We start from the raw sequence: 19,862 nt of genomic DNA on the forward strand, positions 1-19,862 counted from the left end.
AGAAGATGGCTACCGTTGATTTGAACTGTGACTTAGGAGAGAGCTTTGGGAACTATAGATTAGGAAATGATAAAGAAATTTTACGCTATGTAACGTCAGCAAACATTGCTTGTGGCTTTCATGCCGGAGATCCTTCGGTTATGAGAGAAACAGTAAAGCTGGCTTTGAGTGAAAATGTGGCGATTGGCGCGCACCCCGGATTGCAAGATTTAGCTGGATTTGGACGTAGATATATGAAAATTACGCCTCGAGAAGCTTATGATTTAATGGTGTATCAAATGGGGGCTCTTTCAGCTTTTATACGTGCAGAAGGAGGGACCCTTCATCATGTGAAACCTCATGGCGCTTTATATAATATGGGTGCAGGGGATCGAGACATAGCTAAAGCTATTGCTGAAGCCGTTTATAATGTTAGTGAGGAAGCTATTCTATATGGTTTGGCTGGAAGTGAATCGATTAAAGCCGGAAACGAAATAGGCTTGCGTACGTCTCAGGAAGTATTTGCAGATCGAACCTATCAACAGAACGGCATGCTGACGCCGAGAAACGTTGAAAACGCTGTGATTCAAGATGAAGAAGCGGCTATTTCTCAAGTAATTAAAATGGTCAAAGAAAAGAAAGTATTCACTGTGCAAAATGAAGAGATTCCCATTCAAGCAGATACCGTTTGTATTCATGGAGACGGTGCACATGCTGTTGAATTTGCCAAAGCTATTTGTGACAAGCTAAAAGAAGAACAAATCATTATTCAACCACAATGAGGTGACATCATGAAAAAAGAACGCAACTGGAGCGTGCTGCTTGGAGCAGCATTTTTAATGGCTACTTCAGCAGTGGGTCCAGGTTTTTTAACTCAAACAACGGTCTTTACACAAGCTCTCGCCGCAAGTTTTGGTTTTGTCATTTTACTGTCGATTTTATTAGACATTGGCGTTCAGCTAAACGTATGGCGTATTATTGCCGTTTCAGAAAAAAGAGCACAGGATATCGCTAACAGTGTTTTGCCAGGTCTCGGCTTATTTATTGCTATTTTAATTGTAATCGGAGGCTTAGCATTTAATATTGGAAACGTAGGAGGAGCGGGTCTTGGCTTCAATGCGCTATTTGGTATTTCTCCTAAAGCGGGTGCAGTCATTACAGCCATCATTTCTATCGCAATCTTTTTAGTCAAAGAAGCCGGAAAATTAATGGATCGTTTTGCTCAATTAATGGGCGGAATATTAATTGTTTTAATGGTTTATGTTGCAGTTTCTTCCGCTCCGCCATTAGGAGAAGCAGTCTCTAAAACATTTTGGCCGGATCACATTGACGTAATGGCGATTGTTACTCTTGTAGGAGGAACAGTAGGAGGATATATTACATTTGCAGGAGGTCACCGTTTATTAGATGCAGGAATTAAAGGAAAAGCCGCGATTCCTGAAGTAACAAGAGGAGCAGTATCAGGTATTACGATTGCTTCGATCATTCGAATTTTTCTATTTTTAGCGACATTAGGTGTGTTGAGTCAAGGGTTAAAACTGAATCCTGATAATCCACCTGCCTCTGTTTTTCAGTTAGCCGCAGGGGATATTGGCTATAAATTATTCGGTGTCGTCATGGCAGCGGCGGCTATCACTTCAGTTATTGGTTCGGCATATACATCGGTTTCCTTTATTAAATCCTTCAGCAAAAGGATTGAGAAATATGAAAACTGGATTATCATTGCATTTATTACGATTTCAACCCTGGTTTTCTTAACGATTGGTCAGCCGGTCACTCTGCTTATTTTAGCTGGAGCATTAAATGGGTTAATCTTACCTATTACACTCGGAACAATGCTTATAGCGGCGTATAAAAAGAAGATAGTAGGCGATTACAAGCATCCGACTTGGCTTACCGTTTTTGGCGGTTTTGTGGTCGTTATTATGGCTGTGCTAGGAGTCTATACGCTTGTGACTCAAATGGCAAAACTGTGGTAAGGAATTCTATAACCAATTAAAAAAGGGCCTTCGGGCCCTTTTTTAATTGGTTATAGGCAATACATATAAAATGATTGCTAAAAAGTGGAGTACGGTTCCGCCAAGAACAAACATATGCCAAATCATATGATGAAAACGAAATCCTCGCCATACGTAAAAAACGGCCCCGATTGTATACAACACGCCTCCAACTACGAGAAGGACAATTCCTTGATGGGCAATGTTTTGAGTTAACGAATCCCAAGCAAACACAATCATCCATCCCATAAATACGTAAAGAATGGTGGAAATAAAAAGGAATTTCTTTACAAAAAAAGCTTTGAATACAATTCCTGCAAGAGCGATGCCCCATACAATTCCAAACAGTGTCCAGCCGGTGGTTCCTTTTACTGCGATAAATAAAAATGGAGTGTACGTACCGGCAATAAACAAATAAATAGAAGAGTGGTCAAATATCTCAAAAAGATCTTTTACCTTACCTTCCGGAAAGCTATGGACAAGCGTAGAGGAGACATAGAGAAGCAGCATAGTTACTCCGTAAATAGTAAAACTGATAACATGCCAAGGCGTTCCTTCTAACGAAGAAAGTACGATTAAAAGCGTTAATCCAACAATGCTGAGTACGGCTCCAACGCCGTGTGTAATTGCATTTGCAATTTCTTCTCCTCTTGTAAATGTGTGTGTAGTAGCCATTTACAAAATCCTTTCTTTACACAAATTTATCTTCTATGTTCTCAGAGGATCAGTTTTGAACATACCTGCTGAGAAAAAATCCGTAACTGTCAAAAACATGAGTGAAAAGGTCATTGGTTATTTCTTTATTATAGACCATTCTTTTGATTTTATCTATTTTGACTGGAGGTCCGAAAAGAGGAAAGATGTATATGTGAATGTTCAATAGCTGTAAAAAGCATGTATAGAAGAAAAAATTGCTTTTTGAAAAAATGGAAGAAAAGTTGTCATGAAGGCATGATTTTGAAATACATATAAAATAAAACTTTTAACAGTCAAGGTTACGATTACTGCTTAGCTCATTTGCAATAGATAAGTAACAAGATTGTAAGAAGGCAGGGGGATGGAAGCAGTGAAAAAAGAAGTTATTTTTGATGAAACAGGCACATACAAATACTCTCTATTATGCAAATGGAGTGAAGTAAACGAACGTAAACTTACGTTTATCTTGTCATTTCCAGAAAATACGTATGAATACAGCGATGATACAGCTGTATCCAAATGCATAGAACTGGCGCAAAAGTGGGGATTTGGAGTCTTAGAAATCGTTTATTTATTCAGCTATCAAACCGACCATGTTTCGTTTTTACGCATGCTTTCAAAAGAAGAAGCTGTTGGAACAAGAACAGGTGAATATATTCAAAAAGCAGTGGAAGATGCTGAACTGGTTGTGGTAGCTTGGGGTGATCATGGAAGCATTTATAACCGGCAAGAGGAAGTAGAACGCTTTTTGAAACACAAGCCGGTATACTGTTTTGGAAAAACAAAGCAGCAATTTCCTCGCCATATTTTATCCGTCGTGCACCGTACAGAATTACAAAAATACGAAATGCCGGCTAATCGTGAAGAGTCAGAAGAAGTTTCTTCATTTATTGAAGACATAGATCAAAGTTTTGGTGGAGAGGATTATTCTCCAATTAAACAACTAACAGAAGAAGAACCGCTTATGTTTATTGAAGATATTGCCAGTATGTATCGGTGAAAAGAAGAAGCGAGGTTTATATTCCTCGCTTTTTCGTTAGTATAAAACATCAAGTTTTGTCATATGGTTGTATCAAGAAGCGTGTGTGAAGGGGGAACTTTATGAAGTTGAATGAAGTGTTGCACCGCATCACAACTATTTATAACGAGTTAGAAGAAGAGTGCTTTCAATATATAGGGGCTGTGATCAACGAAAATGCAGAGCTGGATATTTCTCGTCTAGAAGAATTAAGTACGCTGTTAAACTTCGTATATGAATGCTCGCAGGATGTATTAGTAAGTTCTATTTTAACAAAATTGGATTATGGACAACCCATTTATCAATTTGCTATGTTAAAGCCTATTTCCCTTGAAGGAAATGAAGATAAGTTAGATATTTTATATGAAGAAAAGGTAAAAGTAGAAAGAGCTATTCTAGATGTGTATACAGCTCAGCGAAAGAAGTTATTGACTCAAGCAGCTGAAGACTTAAAAGAACTGCACTACGAGCTGCAGACCTATGTGTATGCTTGCAACATATAAGTGAATCTGTTGAACTGGCAAGGCATATATACAAATAAAAGGGAACATGTTAGGATAAATAAAAAGAACTCCTAATCAAAGAGTTCTTTTTATTGTAAAATATATGATTTTGAACTAGTAAAGCAAAGCATAAAGACGGTGGTAATGGCAGTTACCCTTTTCTTTGTGCTTTTTTTATCCGATTGTGTTGATGATACTGCTTACTGCGTTAAAAAAGTTCATAAGTACCTCGTTTAGCAATGTAATATGCCTCCTCTCTTACTAAATATGTACAATCAAATTATCCAATAGTGTTAATGATGCTGCTTACCGCGTTAAATAAGTTCATTAAAACGTCGTTGAACATGTTTGCAACCTCCTTTATGATAGATTCATATAGTAATACGAGAAAACATAAAGTTTGGATCACATTTTTTTAATGTTTTTTTAGAAAAATAGTTAAAAAGAGAGTTTAATGGAGGTTGAAGAAGATGAACTCGTTTACAAACGACGAAAAGCAAGCGGTATACAAAGCGATTTACGGAAGAAGAGATGTACGAACATTTTTGTCTGATGAGATTCCGAATGAAACGGTTTATAACATTCTACAGGCTGCTCACAGCGGACCTTCCGTCGGGTTTATGCAGCCTTGGAATTTTATATTAGTATCTGATACAGAAGTGAAAAATAAACTTGCCTGGGCAGCAGATAAAGAGAGAAGAGCACTGGCTATTCATTATGAAGGTGAAAAGAAAGAAGATTTTTTAGAGCTAAAGATTCAAGGATTAAAAGAAGCGCCGTTAACTATTTGCGTAACGTGTGATCCAACAAGAGGGGGCTCTCATGTTCTCGGAAGAAACTCAATTCCAGAAACTGATATGATGTCAACTGCGTGTGCGATTCAAAATATGTGGCTTGCTTCATATGCAGAAGGACTGGCAATGGGGTGGGTAAGTTTTTATAAGAAAAATGATGTACGTGACATTTTACATATTCCTCCTCATATTGATCCTGTAGCGCTCATGTCAATTGGCTATACAGATAAATATCCTGAGAAACCAATCTTAGAACAAGCAAACTGGGAAAAAAGAAGGGATTTAGACAAGCTAATTTATCATAATGTATGGGAAAATGAAAAAGAATAGCGGAGAGAAAATAAAGACATACTAAAAAGCGCCGAAATATAGTAAAATTTGAATATTAAATGATACACTATATATAGCGAAAGCGGATATGAGCGTCTAGCGTATCCGTTTTATTTATATGTATACAAATGACTTGGGAAAAAGAGAGATAGGAGAATTGAAGGTTTCATGAATATTGCAAGAAGTTGGCTTCACAACAAACTTACTGTTCGCATCATTACGCTTATTATCATTACAGTTTTACTTGTCAGCATTAGAAGTATGCTTCAGCTGCTGTTATTTACGTTTATTTTTACCTTTTTAATTGGTCGTCTTCAACAAACGTTAAGAAGAAAGCTTCCGCTTAATTCAACGCTTATACTCATCGTCATCTATATCGCACTGATTGGGGCCCTCGGTATTGTAGGGTATGTATATATCCCGGTTATTATGACGCAAGTTACCGAGCTTGTACAGAAGCTGATGTATTTTTACAAGCATCCCCCTGATAATACATTCGTCACCTATATTATCGATAATCTAAAGAGATTCAAATCACCAGAAAATATTCAGCAGAATATTGATTTAGTATACAGCTATTTATCTAATATTGGAAAAGTAAGTGCACAAGTTTTCTTAGCACTCCTGTTAAGCCTATTCTTTTTACTTGAAAAGTCGCGGATTCACCGATTATTTGTCCAACTGGAACAATCTAGGCTGGGCTGGTTTTTCAAAGAAGCTGGCTACTTGGGGAGAAAATTTGTTAATTCCTTCGGCAAGGTAATAGAAGTTCAGTTTATTATCGCTTTTGTGAACAGCATTTTATCCGTTATTGCGCTGTGGGTGTTAGGGTTTCCTAATTTGCTTGCACTTGGCGTTATGGTCTTTCTACTAGGGCTAGTGCCGGTTCTTGGGGTATTTGTTTCACTCATTCCACTTTGTACAATCGCTTACAGTTTAGGAGGCGGTGTAAAAGTACTATCTGTGTTAATTATGGTGGTAGTACTTCACGCACTTGAAAGCTATGTATTAAATCCAAAGCTCATGTCATCTAAAACAAACTTGCCAACGTTCATTACGTTTATCATTTTAGTGTTTGGTGAACACTTCTTGGGCGTATGGGGGCTAATTCTTGGCATTCCTATTTTTATTTTCTTTTTAGATTTAGTAGGAGTAGATTCAGCACAGCAACTGTCAAAAAAAGAAGAGGCTGGAACAAAATAATTTTAGACGAGGTGAAAAACGAACCATTAATCAAGATGTTTGATTAGTGGTTCGTTTTTTTTGTTATGGTGAACGTAGGTTTCATCTGTCTTCGTTCCTTCTAGCAGTTGACTGGAGGGCAAGGCGAAGACTCCTGCGGGAAAAGCGGAACAGATGAGACCCTGCAGGAGCATAAGCGACGAGGAGCTCAGCGCTCGCCCTCGGAAAGCGAATTCTTGCATGGAAATCAACTGCGGTGTCACAAGCGGTTCGGTTCATATATCCTATTTGTTCGTCTTTAGAATGGATTCATGTCGTTATGTCTCAACCTCTTCTTTTTTAGCGAGCGTATCGTTTTTTGAATAGTAGGATGATCGCGATGCTTAAGTTTATAAGCAAGAAAGATCTGATTTTTTACTGCTAAATGTTCAAGTTCGATTTTCACTTTTTTTTCTCGAATCGCTTCTTGAATTAAATAGCGGGGAAGCAGGCTGATTCCCATGTGATGCTGAATGGCTTTTAACACCGTTTGAAGATTTGGAATTACATGATGAGGCTGAATTTCAGGCCGTTTTTTAAAATGTTGCCGCCAAAATCTCCTGATAATAGGAAGTTCAAGACCATAGCTAATCCACCGCTGATTATATAAAAAATCTTCTACGTCTTTACTAGCTGTCATTTCAAAAGAAGGAGGGACGGTTAAGACAAACTCTTCTTCTTCAATGACCGTATATTCGACTCCTGGTATTTGCAATCTTTGGGTTGTAATAGCAATATCAATTTCGTCGTTTTGTATCTTTTCAAGTAAAACAGAAGCAATACCAAACTGGCTGTAGCAGCGGATACCTGCATCTTTTATTCTTTCTAAAGCTTGTTCGGTAAAATACTCTACGGGAGAACCAATTTTTACGACCGGCAGCGCGTCGGGAGATGAAGCGGTCATTTTTAATTCAATTGAAGCAGCTTCTAGACTTTCAATTAACGGGACAATACGCGTGTACAGTTCTTTACCTTTTTCTGTTGGAATCATCTTTCTCGGTGCACGGACAAATAAACCTTCGCCTATTTCAGCTTCTAAAGCAGCTAAGTGCTGACTCATGGCCGGCTGAGTTAAGATCCTCGCTCTGGCTGCTTCAGAAACGGATCTATATTTGTAAATGCTTATAAAGCTACGATACCATTCAAAATCAATCATTTATGCTATCCTTTCTTATAATTTTATTTATGGATATCTATTTATTTTCTAATTTGTATTATAGACAAGCTCTCTTTAAAATAAAAATAGTAAGCAAATCATTTTTAGATAAAATAATAAAAGCAACGCTAGGAAAATGATTTAAAAAGGAGAGTTAGACTGTGAAAGCATTATTATTGCAAGATAAAAATAAATGGACAGAAATGAAAGTAGAAGAAATAGAAAAACCTCTTCCAAATAAAGGGGAAGTAGTAGTTGAAGTTCACGCAGTGGGACTTAATCCCGTAGATTATAAAACGGCTACTAACGGAAACCCTCATTGGACATATCCTCACATTCTGGGTTTAGACGTAGCTGGGACAATTGATGCAGTTGGAGAAGGAGTAGTTGACTGGAAAAAAGGAGACCGCGTTGTCTATCACGGGGACTTTATGAAAAAAGGCGGATATGCTGAATATGCGGTTACAACTGCTCATTCAATTTCGCGCATTCCTGATGCTGTTACATTTGAAGAAGCTGCTGCTTTGCCTACTGCAGGTTACACGGCGTATGAAGCACTATTTCGTAAACTTCCAATGAACCATATTCAAACCATCTTAATTCACGGAGGAGCTGGAGGTGTAGGGGGCTTTGGCGTGCAGCTTGCTAAAAACGCTGGAAAAACCGTTTTCTCAACAGCTTCAGCACATAATCATGAGTATGTGAAGTCGTTAGGAGCTGATTATGTAATTGATTATCGCGAGGAAAATGTCGTGGAAAAAGTATTGGAGCTGACAAATGGCCGCGGCGTAGATGCTGTGCTTGACACGGTGAGCGCAAAGAACGCAACGGATTCTTTAGATATGATTGCCTATAGAGGACATTTAGCACATATTGCTGGTGCACCTGATTATACAAAAGTAAAGCCTTTTACAAAGGTGATTTCTTATCATGAAGTAGCTTTAAATGCTGCACACCACATTGATGACATGATTGCGCAAGCGGATTTAGCAAAAATGGGCGATGAGCTTTTAGCATTAGTAGCAGAGAAGAAAGTAGCTCCGATGATTGAGCGCATCATCTCGTTAAAAGAAGTGCCAAGTGCATTAGAAGAGCTTTCAAAACGCCATGTGAAAGGGAAAATTATTACTAAAGTTAAATAATAGCAGGACAGAAAAGACTCTTTTATTACAACTAATAAAAGAGTTTTTTTCTGCTATTTTCTTTTTTTGCGTTACTTCACTTATGAACTGCATATGATAGAAGATAATCAAATATAGCAAACGGGTGCGTATGAGCTTTTTTTACTAGTAAAATTGCTTTGAAATCGTGAAATTTTGAATAGTTTGAGTTATGATGAAAGAACGTGAAATTTGTATGATTGAAAGGAGAAAAAAGGTGCAGGGGTTTATTGATTTTGTACAAAATTTAGGCATAGTGGGCATCTTTATTGCTACAGCAATCGAAGCTGCGGCAATTCCTTTTCCGTGTACGTTATCGATTTTGCTCATTGGCTCGGTGCTGCAGCTCTCAATATGGAAAATCCTTATTGTTTCAGCTGTCAATACCGTTATTTATATCGCATTCAACTATATTCCGTTCGTTATGGGATACAGGTTTGAATCTATTACCAAGCGCTGGTTTGGTGAAAAAAATATAAAGCGTGCCCAAAAATGGTTTCATAAATATGGAAAATGGAGTATTACGATTTCTCGTCCCATCAGTATCGCAAACTATATAACCTATTTGGCAGGCCTTAGTAAAATCAAATCTAAGGACTTTGTTTTATACAGCACCTTAGGCATTTTTCCGTGGTTTGTTTTTTTGCTCTATGTAGGAGGACTTGGAGATATTGAAAAAATCCAAAAATATTTGCATGATGTAGATCGTTTAATAATTGTTATTCTTATAATCGGAGTGACAGTTGGTGCAGGCTGGTGGATGAAAAAGAGAAGAGAAAGCCACGCTCAAGAATAAAGCTATAATTATGGTTATAGCTTTATTTTAATATAAAGAAATTCTTTAAATAAAAAGATTTTTCTGAAAAGTAACAAAAAAACATTTTTCCTTTTAAAAAAATGTGATACTATGATACATAAGGTCGCTAAGAGTTGTCTTGGTTCACCGGGTGTTTAATGCAGTCATTTAATAAAAGAATCTAGGTATAGGTGAAAGCTTTGTTTCTAGTAATGTTGAGAAATGCTGCCTTGTGAAGGGAGGTAAGACGTACAGTACGTGTCAAACGTATGTTATTAAAACCGTAAACTTGTAAGCGGTTTCTTGTTTTTTACATGTGAGTAGAGCAGTTTTGGTTTTGAATGCGGCTTGTCAAAGGTTGGTGAATAGTGAGTATAGGTTAAAATTAGATCGATCTAATTACCTGTATTATATGAATGTGAAATGTGTTTGATCGTAAATGAAAATAAGCTTAAAAAGTACAGGCTAGGTACCACAAGTATTTCTGAAATTTTAATAAAACAGGAGGTAAAATCATGAAAAGCGTAGGGCGTATTAATGGCAAAACTCAGCTCATCGGCCTTTTAGCAACTCCAATTGGACATTCATTATCACCATCTATGCATAATATGGCCTTTAAGAAACTGGGATTAAATTATGCTTATTTAGCTTTTGAGGTAGGAAATGACTCGTTAGAAGATGCGATTAAAGGGCTGAGAGCGTTAAATGTTAAAGGTTTTAATGTATCCATGCCCAATAAGACAAAAATTCTCCCGTTTCTTGATGAATTAGCAGACAGCGCCAAATTTTCAGGAGCTGTCAATACCGTCGTAAACGATAATGGCGTACTAGTTGGGCATAGCACAGACGGCATGGGCTACATTCGAAATTTAAAAGAGAACGGCGTAGATATCACAGGGAAAAAAATGACGTTGATCGGTTCGGGTGGAGCAGCGACGCCAATTGCTATTCAAGCGGCTTTAGAAGGACTTGAAGAATTAACAATTTTTGCTCGTCACGATGAATTTTATTCAAAAGCTGTAGAGAACGTAAAAATTATTAATGAAGAGATGAAACATGTTTCATGTAAAGCGAAGCTGTATTCTCTTGAGGATACAGACATGTTAAGAGAAGAAATTAGAACGAGCGATATTTTGACAAATGGAACAGGAGTGGGAATGAAACCGTTAGAAGAATTCAGCATTATTGAAGATATATCAATGCTGCGTCCTGATTTAATTGTAACCGATGTCGTGTATATGCCTATGAGATCAAAACTGTTAGAACAAGCTGAATCAATTGGATGTCACACCATTAATGGAATAGGAATGATGATCTGGCAAGGGGCCATGGCATTTGAATTGTGGACAGGAAAAGAGATGCCTGTGGAGTATATTAAGGAACAAATGTTTGAACCGAGCTTACAGTATTAAAAACGCGTATTTTTTAACTTTGCTAGAAAGTTGTATGAATGAAGTGGCTATATCTCCTTTTTCTCTAGCAAAATAAAAAAATGATTCTAAGTCCAGATGATTAATATATAAAAGGTTTTGTTATATTAAAAAAGTTTATATTTTAATTTTCTAAAAATTAAAAATATATATTGCGCAGAGAAATGTAATTCAGTATACTAAAATTCAAGTTTGAATTGATTTTATATTAGGCTGTGTCAAACGACGACGCTTAGTAAAAAAGGCAGGTGTTACAATGAGAAATTAAAAAAGCAGACGTTGATCATCATGTTCGGATATTTGAGTAGATCATAAAATATACAGCACCGTTCCGCAATATGTGAAGAGATTCCCGCTGGAATTAGATCGTTCTAATAAAAATTTATTAGATCGTTCTAATTAGAACTTTCTATTAATCTTTTTAATTCCACTAATAAAATGTTTTTACGAAAGGATAAAAAAACAAGTAAATAGCTAGAGGATTAGGTTTTCAGCATTGCCATCTTTCAACTTTAGTTCAGACAGACTTTATGTAAGCAAGCAATTATAAATGGGATCTGAGCAAAGAAATATTTTGTAAAAATGAAAGCGCATACTTAAAATCTTATGAGTGAGGGAAGATAATGAAAAAACATCGTTGGTCGATTGTATTCTTGATTGCGGTTGGTGTAGTTGTAAACTATTTTGATCGAATTAATATGTCCATTGCTATGCCATTGTTACAAAAAGAATTTAACTTGACAGCAGGTCAGATGGGGATTTTCCTATCAGCATTTGCATGGTCTTACGCTTTACTTCAACTTCCTATAGGGCCTTTGCTAGATAAAATAGGCGTAAAATGGGTAACGCGTGTAGCGACCGTGATATGGACAGTAGCTTGTCTTTTAACTGCAGTAGCAAATGGATGGGGGTTAATTATTTTATCTCGGGTGCTGTTAGGAGTTGGAGAAGCACCATTCTTTCCATCTGCTGCCAAAGCAGTTAGCCATTGGGTTCCGCGTCAGGAACGCGGAAAAGCTATCGCAGCTTATGATTCTCAATCCAAACTTTCCAACGCCATCGGGGCGCCTATATTAGCACTAATTGTAACAGAGTGGGGCTGGCGAGGCGGTTTCTTAGCAACTGCTATTCTTAGTTTCATATATGCTATTGTTTATTGGATCTGGTATCGTGAACCTCATGAAGATGAGCGTTTGACGAAAGAAGAATATGACTACATTGTTCAAGGCGGTTCTCAAAGTTCAGAAGAAGCGAAAGGCAGTGCAATGGAGAACATTCGATATTTGCTAACTAAAAGAAAAGTCTGGGCAGTATTCATTGGGTTTGCGGCATACGGCTATTCATGGTTTTTGTTCTTGACTTGGCTTCCTGGATATTTAGCAACAGAAATGAACATGTCTATTTTAAAATCAGGCTGGTACTCGGCTATACCTTGGATTGTAGGTACCATTACTGAAATAGTAATCGGGGGCTGGCTTGTTGATCGTCTTATTAACAAAGGGTATAACCGGACGCGTGTCAGCAAGTTTTTTCTAGTAATAGGTATGGTATTTGGTTTGTCAATTATTGGAGCAGCGTTTACTCACAGTGCGAACGTAGCTGTATTTTGGATTTCAACAGCACTTGGAGGTCTTGTTGTCACATCTGCTGTTGCCTACAGTATTCCTACATTTATTGCACCCAAAGGAACGGTAGGAACATTAACGGGACTTTTAACATTTGGGAATAACTCGATGGCTATTGTTGCACCTATTACGACTGGGTTTATTGTTCAGGCCACGGGTTCATTTATGTATGCTTTCCTTTTAGCAGCTGCTTTTTTAGTGATTGGAATTTTAAGCTATACGTTTCTGCTAACAGATTTAGACCCGATTGAAAGCAAAGAGTCTATCCTATTAGAAGAAAAAGAGTTAACTTTAGAAAAATAAATAATCTTAATATTTTGACTACTATCATTGGTTTTTAACATACAAAAGGAAATCTACAAATTAATTATCTTAATTAACTATGCAAACAGTTATTACCGGAGGGGATTCAACGTGTTGACCAAAAATTATGGACCTTTAACAGGAGTTCAAATACTAGATATTTCTACTATGATTGCTGCTCCCTTTGGAGCTACTTTACTAGCGGACTTGGGGGCGGAAGTAACCAAAATTGAACTTCCGGGAAAAGGAGATACACTTCGGACTGTAGGGCCTTGGAAAGGGACTGAACCCTTAAGGTGGCCGGGACTTGCTCGCAATAAAAAGTCTGTTACGCTGGACATTCGGTCAGAAGAAGGAGCAGAAATTTTCAAAAAGCTAATTAGTGGAGTAGACATTTTAATTGAAAATTTTCGCCCGGGTACACTGGAAAAATGGAACTTAGGATATGAAGAGCTTAAAAAAGTTAACCCTAAGCTAGTAATGGTGCGCGTATCAGGTTATGGACAAACAGGTCCTTATCGAGAAAAAGCTGGATTCGGTACACCGGGGACAGCATTTAGCGGACATACTTATTTACAAGGATATTCAGATCGTCCGCCCGTCAGTCCTTCTTATTCTTTACTAGATTATGTAACGGGCATATACACTGCGTTCGCTTGTGTAAGCGCTATCTATCATAGAGATGTACACGAACAGCCGGAAGGTCAAGTAGTAGAAATGGGATTATATGAATCTATTTTTCGAATGATGGAGTTTTTAATCGCTGAATATGATCAAAACGGAAAAGTAAGAGAAAGAAGCCCTGGACTTGCAGGTCACTCAAGCCCTGCAGGCACATATGAAACAAAAGACGGAAAGTTTGTTGTTTTAGTATGCAGTACAGACTCTACCTTTGATCGTCTTGCAGAGGCAATGGAAAGAAAAGATATGTTAAAGGATCCGCGATACTATACCAACGTAGAGCGTCTAAAACATGATCATGAAGTTCAGGAAATTGTGTCAAATTGGATTAAGTCCTTCACTCAAGACGAGCTGCAGGCAAAGTTAGATTCATTTGGTGTGCCAGTTAGTCCTATCTACAGCATTGAAGATATATTTAACGATCCTCAGTATAGAGAACGAGAAAACATTGTAGAAGTAGAGCACCCCCGCCTAGGAAAAATTAAGGTTCCGGGAGTAGTACCAAAGTTTTCACATACACCGGGAGCAATTCGTCATCGTGCCCCTGAATTGGGAGAACATAATGAAGAAATTCTAGGCGGAAAACTGGGGTTATCAAGTGAAGACTTAGCGGTGTTAAAAGAAAAGGGGGTTATTTAATGAATACTATTCAAAAAATAGAATTACCGGAAAAAGTCATAATCTGTGAAGTAGCCCCAAGGGATGGGTTTCAAGCTGAACATGAGTGGATTCCTACAGAAGAAAAAATATCTATTATCCGTCAGCTAGCCAAGACAGGCATTCAATCAATGGAAATTACATCTTTTGTACATCCGAGAGCGATTCCTCAGTTAAAGGATGCCGAGCAGGTCGTAGAAAGTGTTCAAGATTTAACAAATATCAAATTTCGCGCGTTAGTGCCGAATGTAAAAGGTGCACAGAGAGCCATTGATGCCGGAGTGAAAAAGTTAAAGCTTATGCTTTCAGCTACAGATTCTCACAGCTTATCTAACGCAAATTGTTCTGTAGAAGAGGCCCAAAAAGGTTTTTATCCTATTATCGAATTAGCGGAAAAGCATAACGTTAAAGTGGGAGGTTCAATTTCGGTAGCGTTTGGATGTCCTTATGAAGGAACAGTTGCTATAGAACGCATTTCTTCTATTGTAGAACGATACAAAATGATGGGTGTCGAAGAAATTTCTTTAGCGGATACAACGGGGATGGCAAATCCTCAGCAAGTGTATCGTATGCTAGGGTTTCTTAAACAAAATTATCCCGGCATCATTTTCTCCATGCATTTGCACAATACGAGAGGAATGGCATTTTCTAATGTAGTGGCTGCTTTGCAGCAGGGTGTTATTCATTTTGATAGTTCTATTATCGGTTTAGGAGGGTGTCCCTACGCTCCAGGCGCCACTGGAAATATAGCTACAGAAGATCTGGTTCATGGATTAAGTGAAATGGGAATTCATACGGGCATTGATCTTAACAAGCTTATTGAAGCAGCAAAAGAGGTGAAGCAAGTAATTGGTCATGACGGTGGAAGCTATATGCTGCAAGCAGGTCCTTGTTCACAACTTCATGCCAAGCCAAAGGTTCAAGAGAAATTAGTATAACTAAGCCGTGAACATGATAGCCTTTTAGGAGGTGATGAGAGCGTTTAAATCAAAATAAATTAGATCGATCTATTTTCATCTCATGTAAAAACGTTCAGGTCTTGTTTTATATAAAAGTTTGTTTAATAAAAATGAAAAGTTGGTGCTAAATATGATAGAAACTATTGAAAAGAAATCACAGCCTTATATTAACGGTGGATGGATTATTGAAAATCGAGAAGTTGCTTTAATAAAAAACCCCTATTCTGGAGAAGTCATAGGTGAGCAGCTATTAGCAAATGAAGAAGATGTTGAAAAAGCATTGGCATCAGCCTATGAAGCAAAAAAACATGTCGCCGCCCTTTCTTCTTACCAGCGTTCTAAAATTTTAAAGAAAGCGGCTCTATTACTAGAACAAGAGAAAGAAAAATTTGCTCGACTTATTTCTTTAGAATTAGGAAAGCCTTTGAAAAACACGCTGGACGAAGTGGCCCGTTCAATCGAAACATTGGAACTGTCAGGGGAAGAGGCAAAAAGATTGATTGGTGAAACATTGCCTGGCGACGTTTCAGAACGAGGTGCACAAGCTATTGCATCTACTTTCCGAGTGCCCGTTGGTGTTGTAGCGGCTATCACACCGTTTAACGCCCCTTTAAATCTTGTATGCCATAAAATTGGGCCGGCTTTTGCTGCTGGGAATAGCGTGATTTTAAAGCCATCTTCCCAAACAACTTTAATCGCAACAGAACTCTTAAAGCTGCTGCTGCGGGCGGGATTCCCTAAAAATGCTGTAAATATGGTGCTTGGTCGAAGACAGGTTGCACAGCAAATTGTAAAAGATGATCGTGTGAATATTATTTCATTTACAGGTGGAACAGTAGCTAGCAAAAACATCTGTGAGCTAGCTGGAATGAAAAAAGTATTGCTCGAACTAGGAGGAAATGCTGCAACGATCGTCCATAACGACGCAGATTTAAACCGTGCTGCAGCTATGTGTGCTAAAACCGGATTTAGCAATTCCGGGCAGAGCTGTATCTCTGTTCAGAGAATTTATGTACATCAATCCGTGGTCTCTGAGTTTACCAATCTTTTAAAAGACGAGGTGCTAACACTTAAAATCGGAGATCCCTTATTGCCTGATACGGATGTAGGGTGTGTAGTAGATGTCCATGCAGCTGAACGAGTGACGAGCTGGATTGATGAGGCCGTACAGTCAGGGGCACAAGTGATATGCGGAGGAAAGCGCCGCGGAGCTACGGTGGAACCTACCGTTCTACTAAATCCTTCTAAAGAAAGTAAAGTTATTTGTGAAGAAGTATTTGGTCCTATTATTAGTATTGTCCCGTACGCTACGATTGAAGAAGCTATTGAAGAGACAAATGATTCTGCTTTTGGTCTTCAAGCAGGGATTTTTACGAACAAAATGGATTTGGCTTATAAAGTGGCTCATTCTCTTGAAATGGGCGGTGTAGTTATTAATGGAACATCTAACTTTAGATTAGATCATTGGCCATATGGTGGAGTGAAAAACAGCGGTATTGGCAGAGAAGGTCCACGTTACGCTGTTGAAGAAATGACTGAAACGAAGATGATTGTATTAAGACTGCCTACAGAGAATTAAAATCAAATCAATATGCAGGACGTTTATAAGTATATATCGTCATTTTAATTAGATCGATCTAATTCGTTTCAATAAAGGAGGAATTTATAAAATGCCTAATCAATTTTCCCTTGCGTATCTTACTGTTCTTGGATGTTCGCCACCTGAAATGACGTATATGGCTGCGAAGGCAGGATATGATTTTGTTAGTTTAAGGCCTATTTACATGGGGTTGCCTGGAGAGCCTAACTATGCGTTAACTGAAAATAAGCAGCTGATGCGAGAAACAAAATCTGCTATGTCAGAAACAGGAGTGAAGCTTCTTGATATAGAGTTAGCACGTATCTATGAGGGAGTTGATCCAAAACGTTACTTACCTGCAATGGAAGCAGCTGCTGAACTTGGAGGACGCCACGTCCTTAGCAGCATTTGGACGGACGATCGCAATTTTGGTATCGAATGCTTTGCTGAACTCTGTGATCTAGCTAAGCCTTTTGGGTTAACCATTGAATTAGAATTTGTTCCTATTGCGAGCGTATACAACCTTAAAGGCGCAATGGATGTTCTTCATACGGCTAATCGTGAAAATGCAGGTCTTATGATTGATATCCACCATTTTCATCGATCAGGAGATAAGGTGGAAGATTTGGAAGACGTGCCTCGTGAGTGGTTTCGCTATCTTCATCTTTGCAATGCTTCTGCGGAAATTCCGAGTTCAAAGGAGGAGATGACTCGAGTTCTTAGAGAAGAACGATTGTATTTAAATGAAGAAGGCATTGATGTTGCAAGTATTATTAATCGTATCCCGCAGGTTCCTTATTCCATAGAGTTGCCAAATGTAAAACGTGCCAACGAACTAGGATATGAAGAGTTTGCGCGCCAATGTTTACAAACTGCTAAACAATACTTAGATAAGCATCCGCGCAAGAAGTATGTTTCTCATGACGCTGTGGGACAAGATCAGCTGCGTTTTCATTCTACAAGATAGGCGCTCTGGAGAGTATTGTGCAGCTTGCCTTTTAGGTCTATTTAATTGAAGTACCCCCATTTAGCAAGCTTAAAGTGGGGGTATTCTCTGTTAAAACGGTAAACGTAAGAATCAAGAATAAATATAAAAGTGTGAGATCATACCTTCACTTTGTCATAGTTAATGCTAAGTTCTTATTTTTATATACATTGAAGGTTTGATGAAAAAGAGCTGTTAAGAATGTACTCAACAGCTTAGTAAATAATTGATTTATTAGTAAGTTGAGAGAGCCCGCCAGCCTCTATAAGACGTAATATCCTCCGCATCTTCTGTCGCATGAGCTTCACAAAGAAAACCCGCTACTTTACTGCCGTCTTCAAGAGTGATTTTGCCTAGTCCAAGAGGAGAAGGGATAGAATCGGCAAAAGAGCCGAGCAGTGATAAAGGAATTTTCCAAAGTTCAACTTCAATTTTTTCTCCTTGTTGATGTGTTCGCAACAGCCCCGGTTTTGCTGGAGAAGTAGGCAGTTTAAAAAGCTGGTAATAAGGAGCGGTTTGGTCTTTTCGTACGAATGAAGCTCCGTGTTCACGCATTTGAGATTCAAGGGGGAACCCGCGCATATGCAAACCGCAAACAGCTACTAATGTTGTATCTTTTTTTGAATCAGCCGTTCGTTCACCATTTAAAAACAATTCGCTGAGTCCGCAAATGAATTGTTCGCCGTCAAATGTAGAGAAAAATGAAATGCCAAACGGTAAATCAAGATCTGCATCTTGAGATGGAAGAGATACAGCACACAAGTCGAGTAAGTTACAATGATTTGTAAAACGCCCCATGTCACTGTTTGTTTCAATTGGATTTTCTCTTACTTGTTCCCGCGTCCACGTTCCGCCTGCTGTTGGCATAACAAGAACAGCATTTTTAAGCTGATGATATGCTTTATGTTTAAAGGATTGAAGCTTATGTGAAGCTTGAAATAAAGCAGCAGCATTATATTCTGATTTAGCTCCTGAACGAAGGACTTGCTCGGTTACAGGAAATGCTGTTTCTTCATGAGAAGTAATAAATTCTCCTAAGTCAGCCCAGCGCTCCGCTACGTATGGGCCGTCATACAATAAAGCAGCTGCTTCACTTAAATACGAGCCGTCAATGTATTCAATAGGAATAGATAAATCTTCAATCTTTTTCACTGCTTGCTTCCACGCTTCCTCGTACTGCTCAGCAAACGGTCCGTAAAATGAGAGCGGTTCTTTTACCATACAAATTTTTTCAGGGAGAGCCGAAGAAGCCCGAACAACAGAGCGTGACCATGGATCTTGATCGTCTACTCCTCTAATAATAGAATCTACGAGCACTACATCATTCCATTCATGAGCAAAAGCAGTGACGCAGTCTAAGCTTTTACACGCCGGAACTACACCTGCAGATGGCCACGCTCCGAGAGAAGGTTTATAGCCAATTAAACGGTTTAAACCGGCTGGAACGCGTCCTGAACCTGCTGTATCGGTACCTAAAGAAAAAGCAGCATGCCCCCGAGCTACGGATACAGCTGACCCAGAGCTCGATCCACCGCTAATGAGCTCGGACTTTAACGCGTTGTGCGTTTCGCCGTAAGGGCTTCGTGTACCGACAAGTCCTGTAGCAAATTGGTCCAAGTTGGTCTTTCCAAGAGGAATAGCACCTGCATCAATAAGGCGTTGAACAACCGTAGCATGTTCAGAAGGGATATACGTATATTCTTTACATCCGGCTGTCGTCGGTACATGTGCTACATCGATATTGTCTTTAACGGCGAATGGAATTCCCCACAAAGGTAACGCTTCAGGGCTTAGCATAGCTAAGCGATCCAGATAAGGTTTTAACTCACCGAGTGTAGGAGGGGTAATCCAAATATTCATGTCTTTATCAGCTTCTACACGTGTAAGAATTTGATGTACTACATCTTCCGGAGTTAATTCTTTTTTGATATACATATCACGTAACCATTGAACCGAAAATGTTTTAGGCAAGCTCACTGTTTTCATTGTATCC

Annotated in this window: 17 protein-coding genes; 14 read left to right on the forward strand and 3 right to left on the reverse strand. The window is 38.6% G+C overall.

Translation table 11 applies throughout. The features are described 5' to 3' along the window. The first annotated feature begins 5 nt into the window (after window positions 1-5). Together MKY06_RS04930 and MKY06_RS04935 are read left to right on the forward strand one after the other, a co-directional pair. On the forward strand, window positions 6-761 hold the full coding sequence (locus MKY06_RS04930) for a LamB/YcsF family protein (protein ID WP_289911796.1): 756 nt from the start codon (window positions 6-8) through the stop codon (window positions 759-761). A 9-nt stretch (window positions 762-770) separates the two neighbouring features. Continuing rightward, complete coding sequence (locus tag MKY06_RS04935; RefSeq protein ID WP_013055670.1) at window positions 771-1,958, forward strand: NRAMP family divalent metal transporter; 1,188 nt, start codon at window positions 771-773, stop codon at window positions 1,956-1,958. Between the two features lie 42 nt (window positions 1,959-2,000). Here the strand turns inward: MKY06_RS04935 and trhA are convergent, their stop codons facing one another. Further along, a complete protein-coding gene (gene trhA, locus MKY06_RS04940; RefSeq protein ID WP_013055671.1) occupies window positions 2,001-2,651 on the reverse strand; it encodes a PAQR family membrane homeostasis protein TrhA in 651 nt (216 codons plus the stop codon). A gap of 382 nt (window positions 2,652-3,033) precedes the next feature. Between trhA and MKY06_RS04945 the strand changes: the two genes are divergently transcribed. The 4 genes from MKY06_RS04945 to MKY06_RS04960 all read left to right on the forward strand — a co-directional run bounded on the left by MKY06_RS04945 (window position 3,034) and on the right by MKY06_RS04960 (window position 6,520). Next, the gene (locus MKY06_RS04945) at window positions 3,034-3,672 is read left to right on the forward strand and encodes a DUF1643 domain-containing protein (protein ID WP_016763237.1); all 639 of its coding nucleotides are present in this window, start codon (window positions 3,034-3,036) and stop codon (window positions 3,670-3,672) included. Window positions 3,673-3,773: 101 nt separating this feature from the next. After that, entirely contained in the window at window positions 3,774-4,193 is a 420-nt protein-coding gene (locus MKY06_RS04950) for a hypothetical protein (RefSeq protein ID WP_013055675.1), read from the forward strand. A gap of 470 nt (window positions 4,194-4,663) precedes the next feature. Next, window positions 4,664-5,317, forward strand: coding sequence for a 5,6-dimethylbenzimidazole synthase (gene bluB / locus MKY06_RS04955; RefSeq protein WP_013055676.1), 654 nt, complete (start codon window positions 4,664-4,666; stop codon window positions 5,315-5,317). 168 nt (window positions 5,318-5,485) lie between these two features. Beyond that, on the forward strand, window positions 5,486-6,520 hold the full coding sequence (locus MKY06_RS04960) for an AI-2E family transporter (protein ID WP_013055677.1): 1,035 nt from the start codon (window positions 5,486-5,488) through the stop codon (window positions 6,518-6,520). Window positions 6,521-6,797: 277 nt separating this feature from the next. Here MKY06_RS04960 and MKY06_RS04965 read toward each other — a convergent pair whose 3' ends face one another. Then, complete coding sequence (locus MKY06_RS04965) at window positions 6,798-7,694, reverse strand: LysR family transcriptional regulator (protein ID WP_098325858.1); 897 nt, start codon at window positions 7,692-7,694, stop codon at window positions 6,798-6,800. A 161-nt stretch (window positions 7,695-7,855) separates the two neighbouring features. Here MKY06_RS04965 and MKY06_RS04970 point away from each other — a divergent pair, with 161 nt between their 5' ends. The 8 genes from MKY06_RS04970 (at window position 7,856) to MKY06_RS05005 (ending at window position 17,851) form a co-directional block, all read left to right on the forward strand. After that, entirely contained in the window at window positions 7,856-8,836 is a 981-nt protein-coding gene (locus MKY06_RS04970) for a zinc-binding dehydrogenase (RefSeq protein WP_029324906.1), read from the forward strand. A gap of 235 nt (window positions 8,837-9,071) precedes the next feature. After that, on the forward strand, window positions 9,072-9,650 hold the full coding sequence (locus tag MKY06_RS04975; RefSeq protein WP_225519207.1) for a DedA family protein: 579 nt from the start codon (window positions 9,072-9,074) through the stop codon (window positions 9,648-9,650). Window positions 9,651-10,165: 515 nt separating this feature from the next. Next, window positions 10,166-11,062, forward strand: a complete 897-nt coding sequence (locus MKY06_RS04980) for a shikimate dehydrogenase (protein WP_098325856.1) — start codon at window positions 10,166-10,168, stop codon at window positions 11,060-11,062. 641 nt (window positions 11,063-11,703) lie between these two features. After that, complete coding sequence (locus tag MKY06_RS04985; RefSeq protein ID WP_013055683.1) at window positions 11,704-13,008, forward strand: MFS transporter; 1,305 nt, start codon at window positions 11,704-11,706, stop codon at window positions 13,006-13,008. 111 nt (window positions 13,009-13,119) lie between these two features. Further along, window positions 13,120-14,328 (forward strand): CaiB/BaiF CoA transferase family protein, encoded by a 1,209-nt coding sequence (locus MKY06_RS04990; protein WP_013055684.1) that lies wholly within the window; start codon window positions 13,120-13,122, stop codon window positions 14,326-14,328. After that, window positions 14,328-15,284 carry a hydroxymethylglutaryl-CoA lyase gene (locus tag MKY06_RS04995; RefSeq protein ID WP_013055685.1) on the forward strand — a complete coding sequence of 319 codons (957 nt, stop codon included), beginning with the start codon at window positions 14,328-14,330 and terminating at the stop codon, window positions 15,282-15,284. Before MKY06_RS04990 ends, MKY06_RS04995 begins: the two co-directional genes overlap by 1 nt. 151 nt (window positions 15,285-15,435) lie before the next feature. After that, window positions 15,436-16,884, forward strand: coding sequence for an aldehyde dehydrogenase family protein (locus tag MKY06_RS05000; protein WP_098278276.1), 1,449 nt, complete (start codon window positions 15,436-15,438; stop codon window positions 16,882-16,884). A 91-nt stretch (window positions 16,885-16,975) separates the two neighbouring features. Next, window positions 16,976-17,851: a sugar phosphate isomerase/epimerase family protein gene (locus tag MKY06_RS05005; RefSeq protein WP_029324910.1), complete on the forward strand. Its 876-nt coding sequence runs from the start codon at window positions 16,976-16,978 to the stop codon at window positions 17,849-17,851. Between the two features lie 252 nt (window positions 17,852-18,103). Here the strand turns inward: MKY06_RS05005 and atzF are convergent, their stop codons facing one another. Further along, window positions 18,104-19,855, reverse strand: a complete 1,752-nt coding sequence (gene atzF / locus MKY06_RS05010) for an allophanate hydrolase (RefSeq protein WP_029324911.1) — start codon at window positions 19,853-19,855, stop codon at window positions 18,104-18,106. Between the last annotated feature and the right edge of the window lie 7 nt (window positions 19,856-19,862).

It is taken from the genome of Priestia sp. FSL P4-0332 (assembly GCF_038005845.1).
Taxonomy (GTDB): Bacteria; Bacillota; Bacilli; order Bacillales; family Bacillaceae_H; genus Priestia.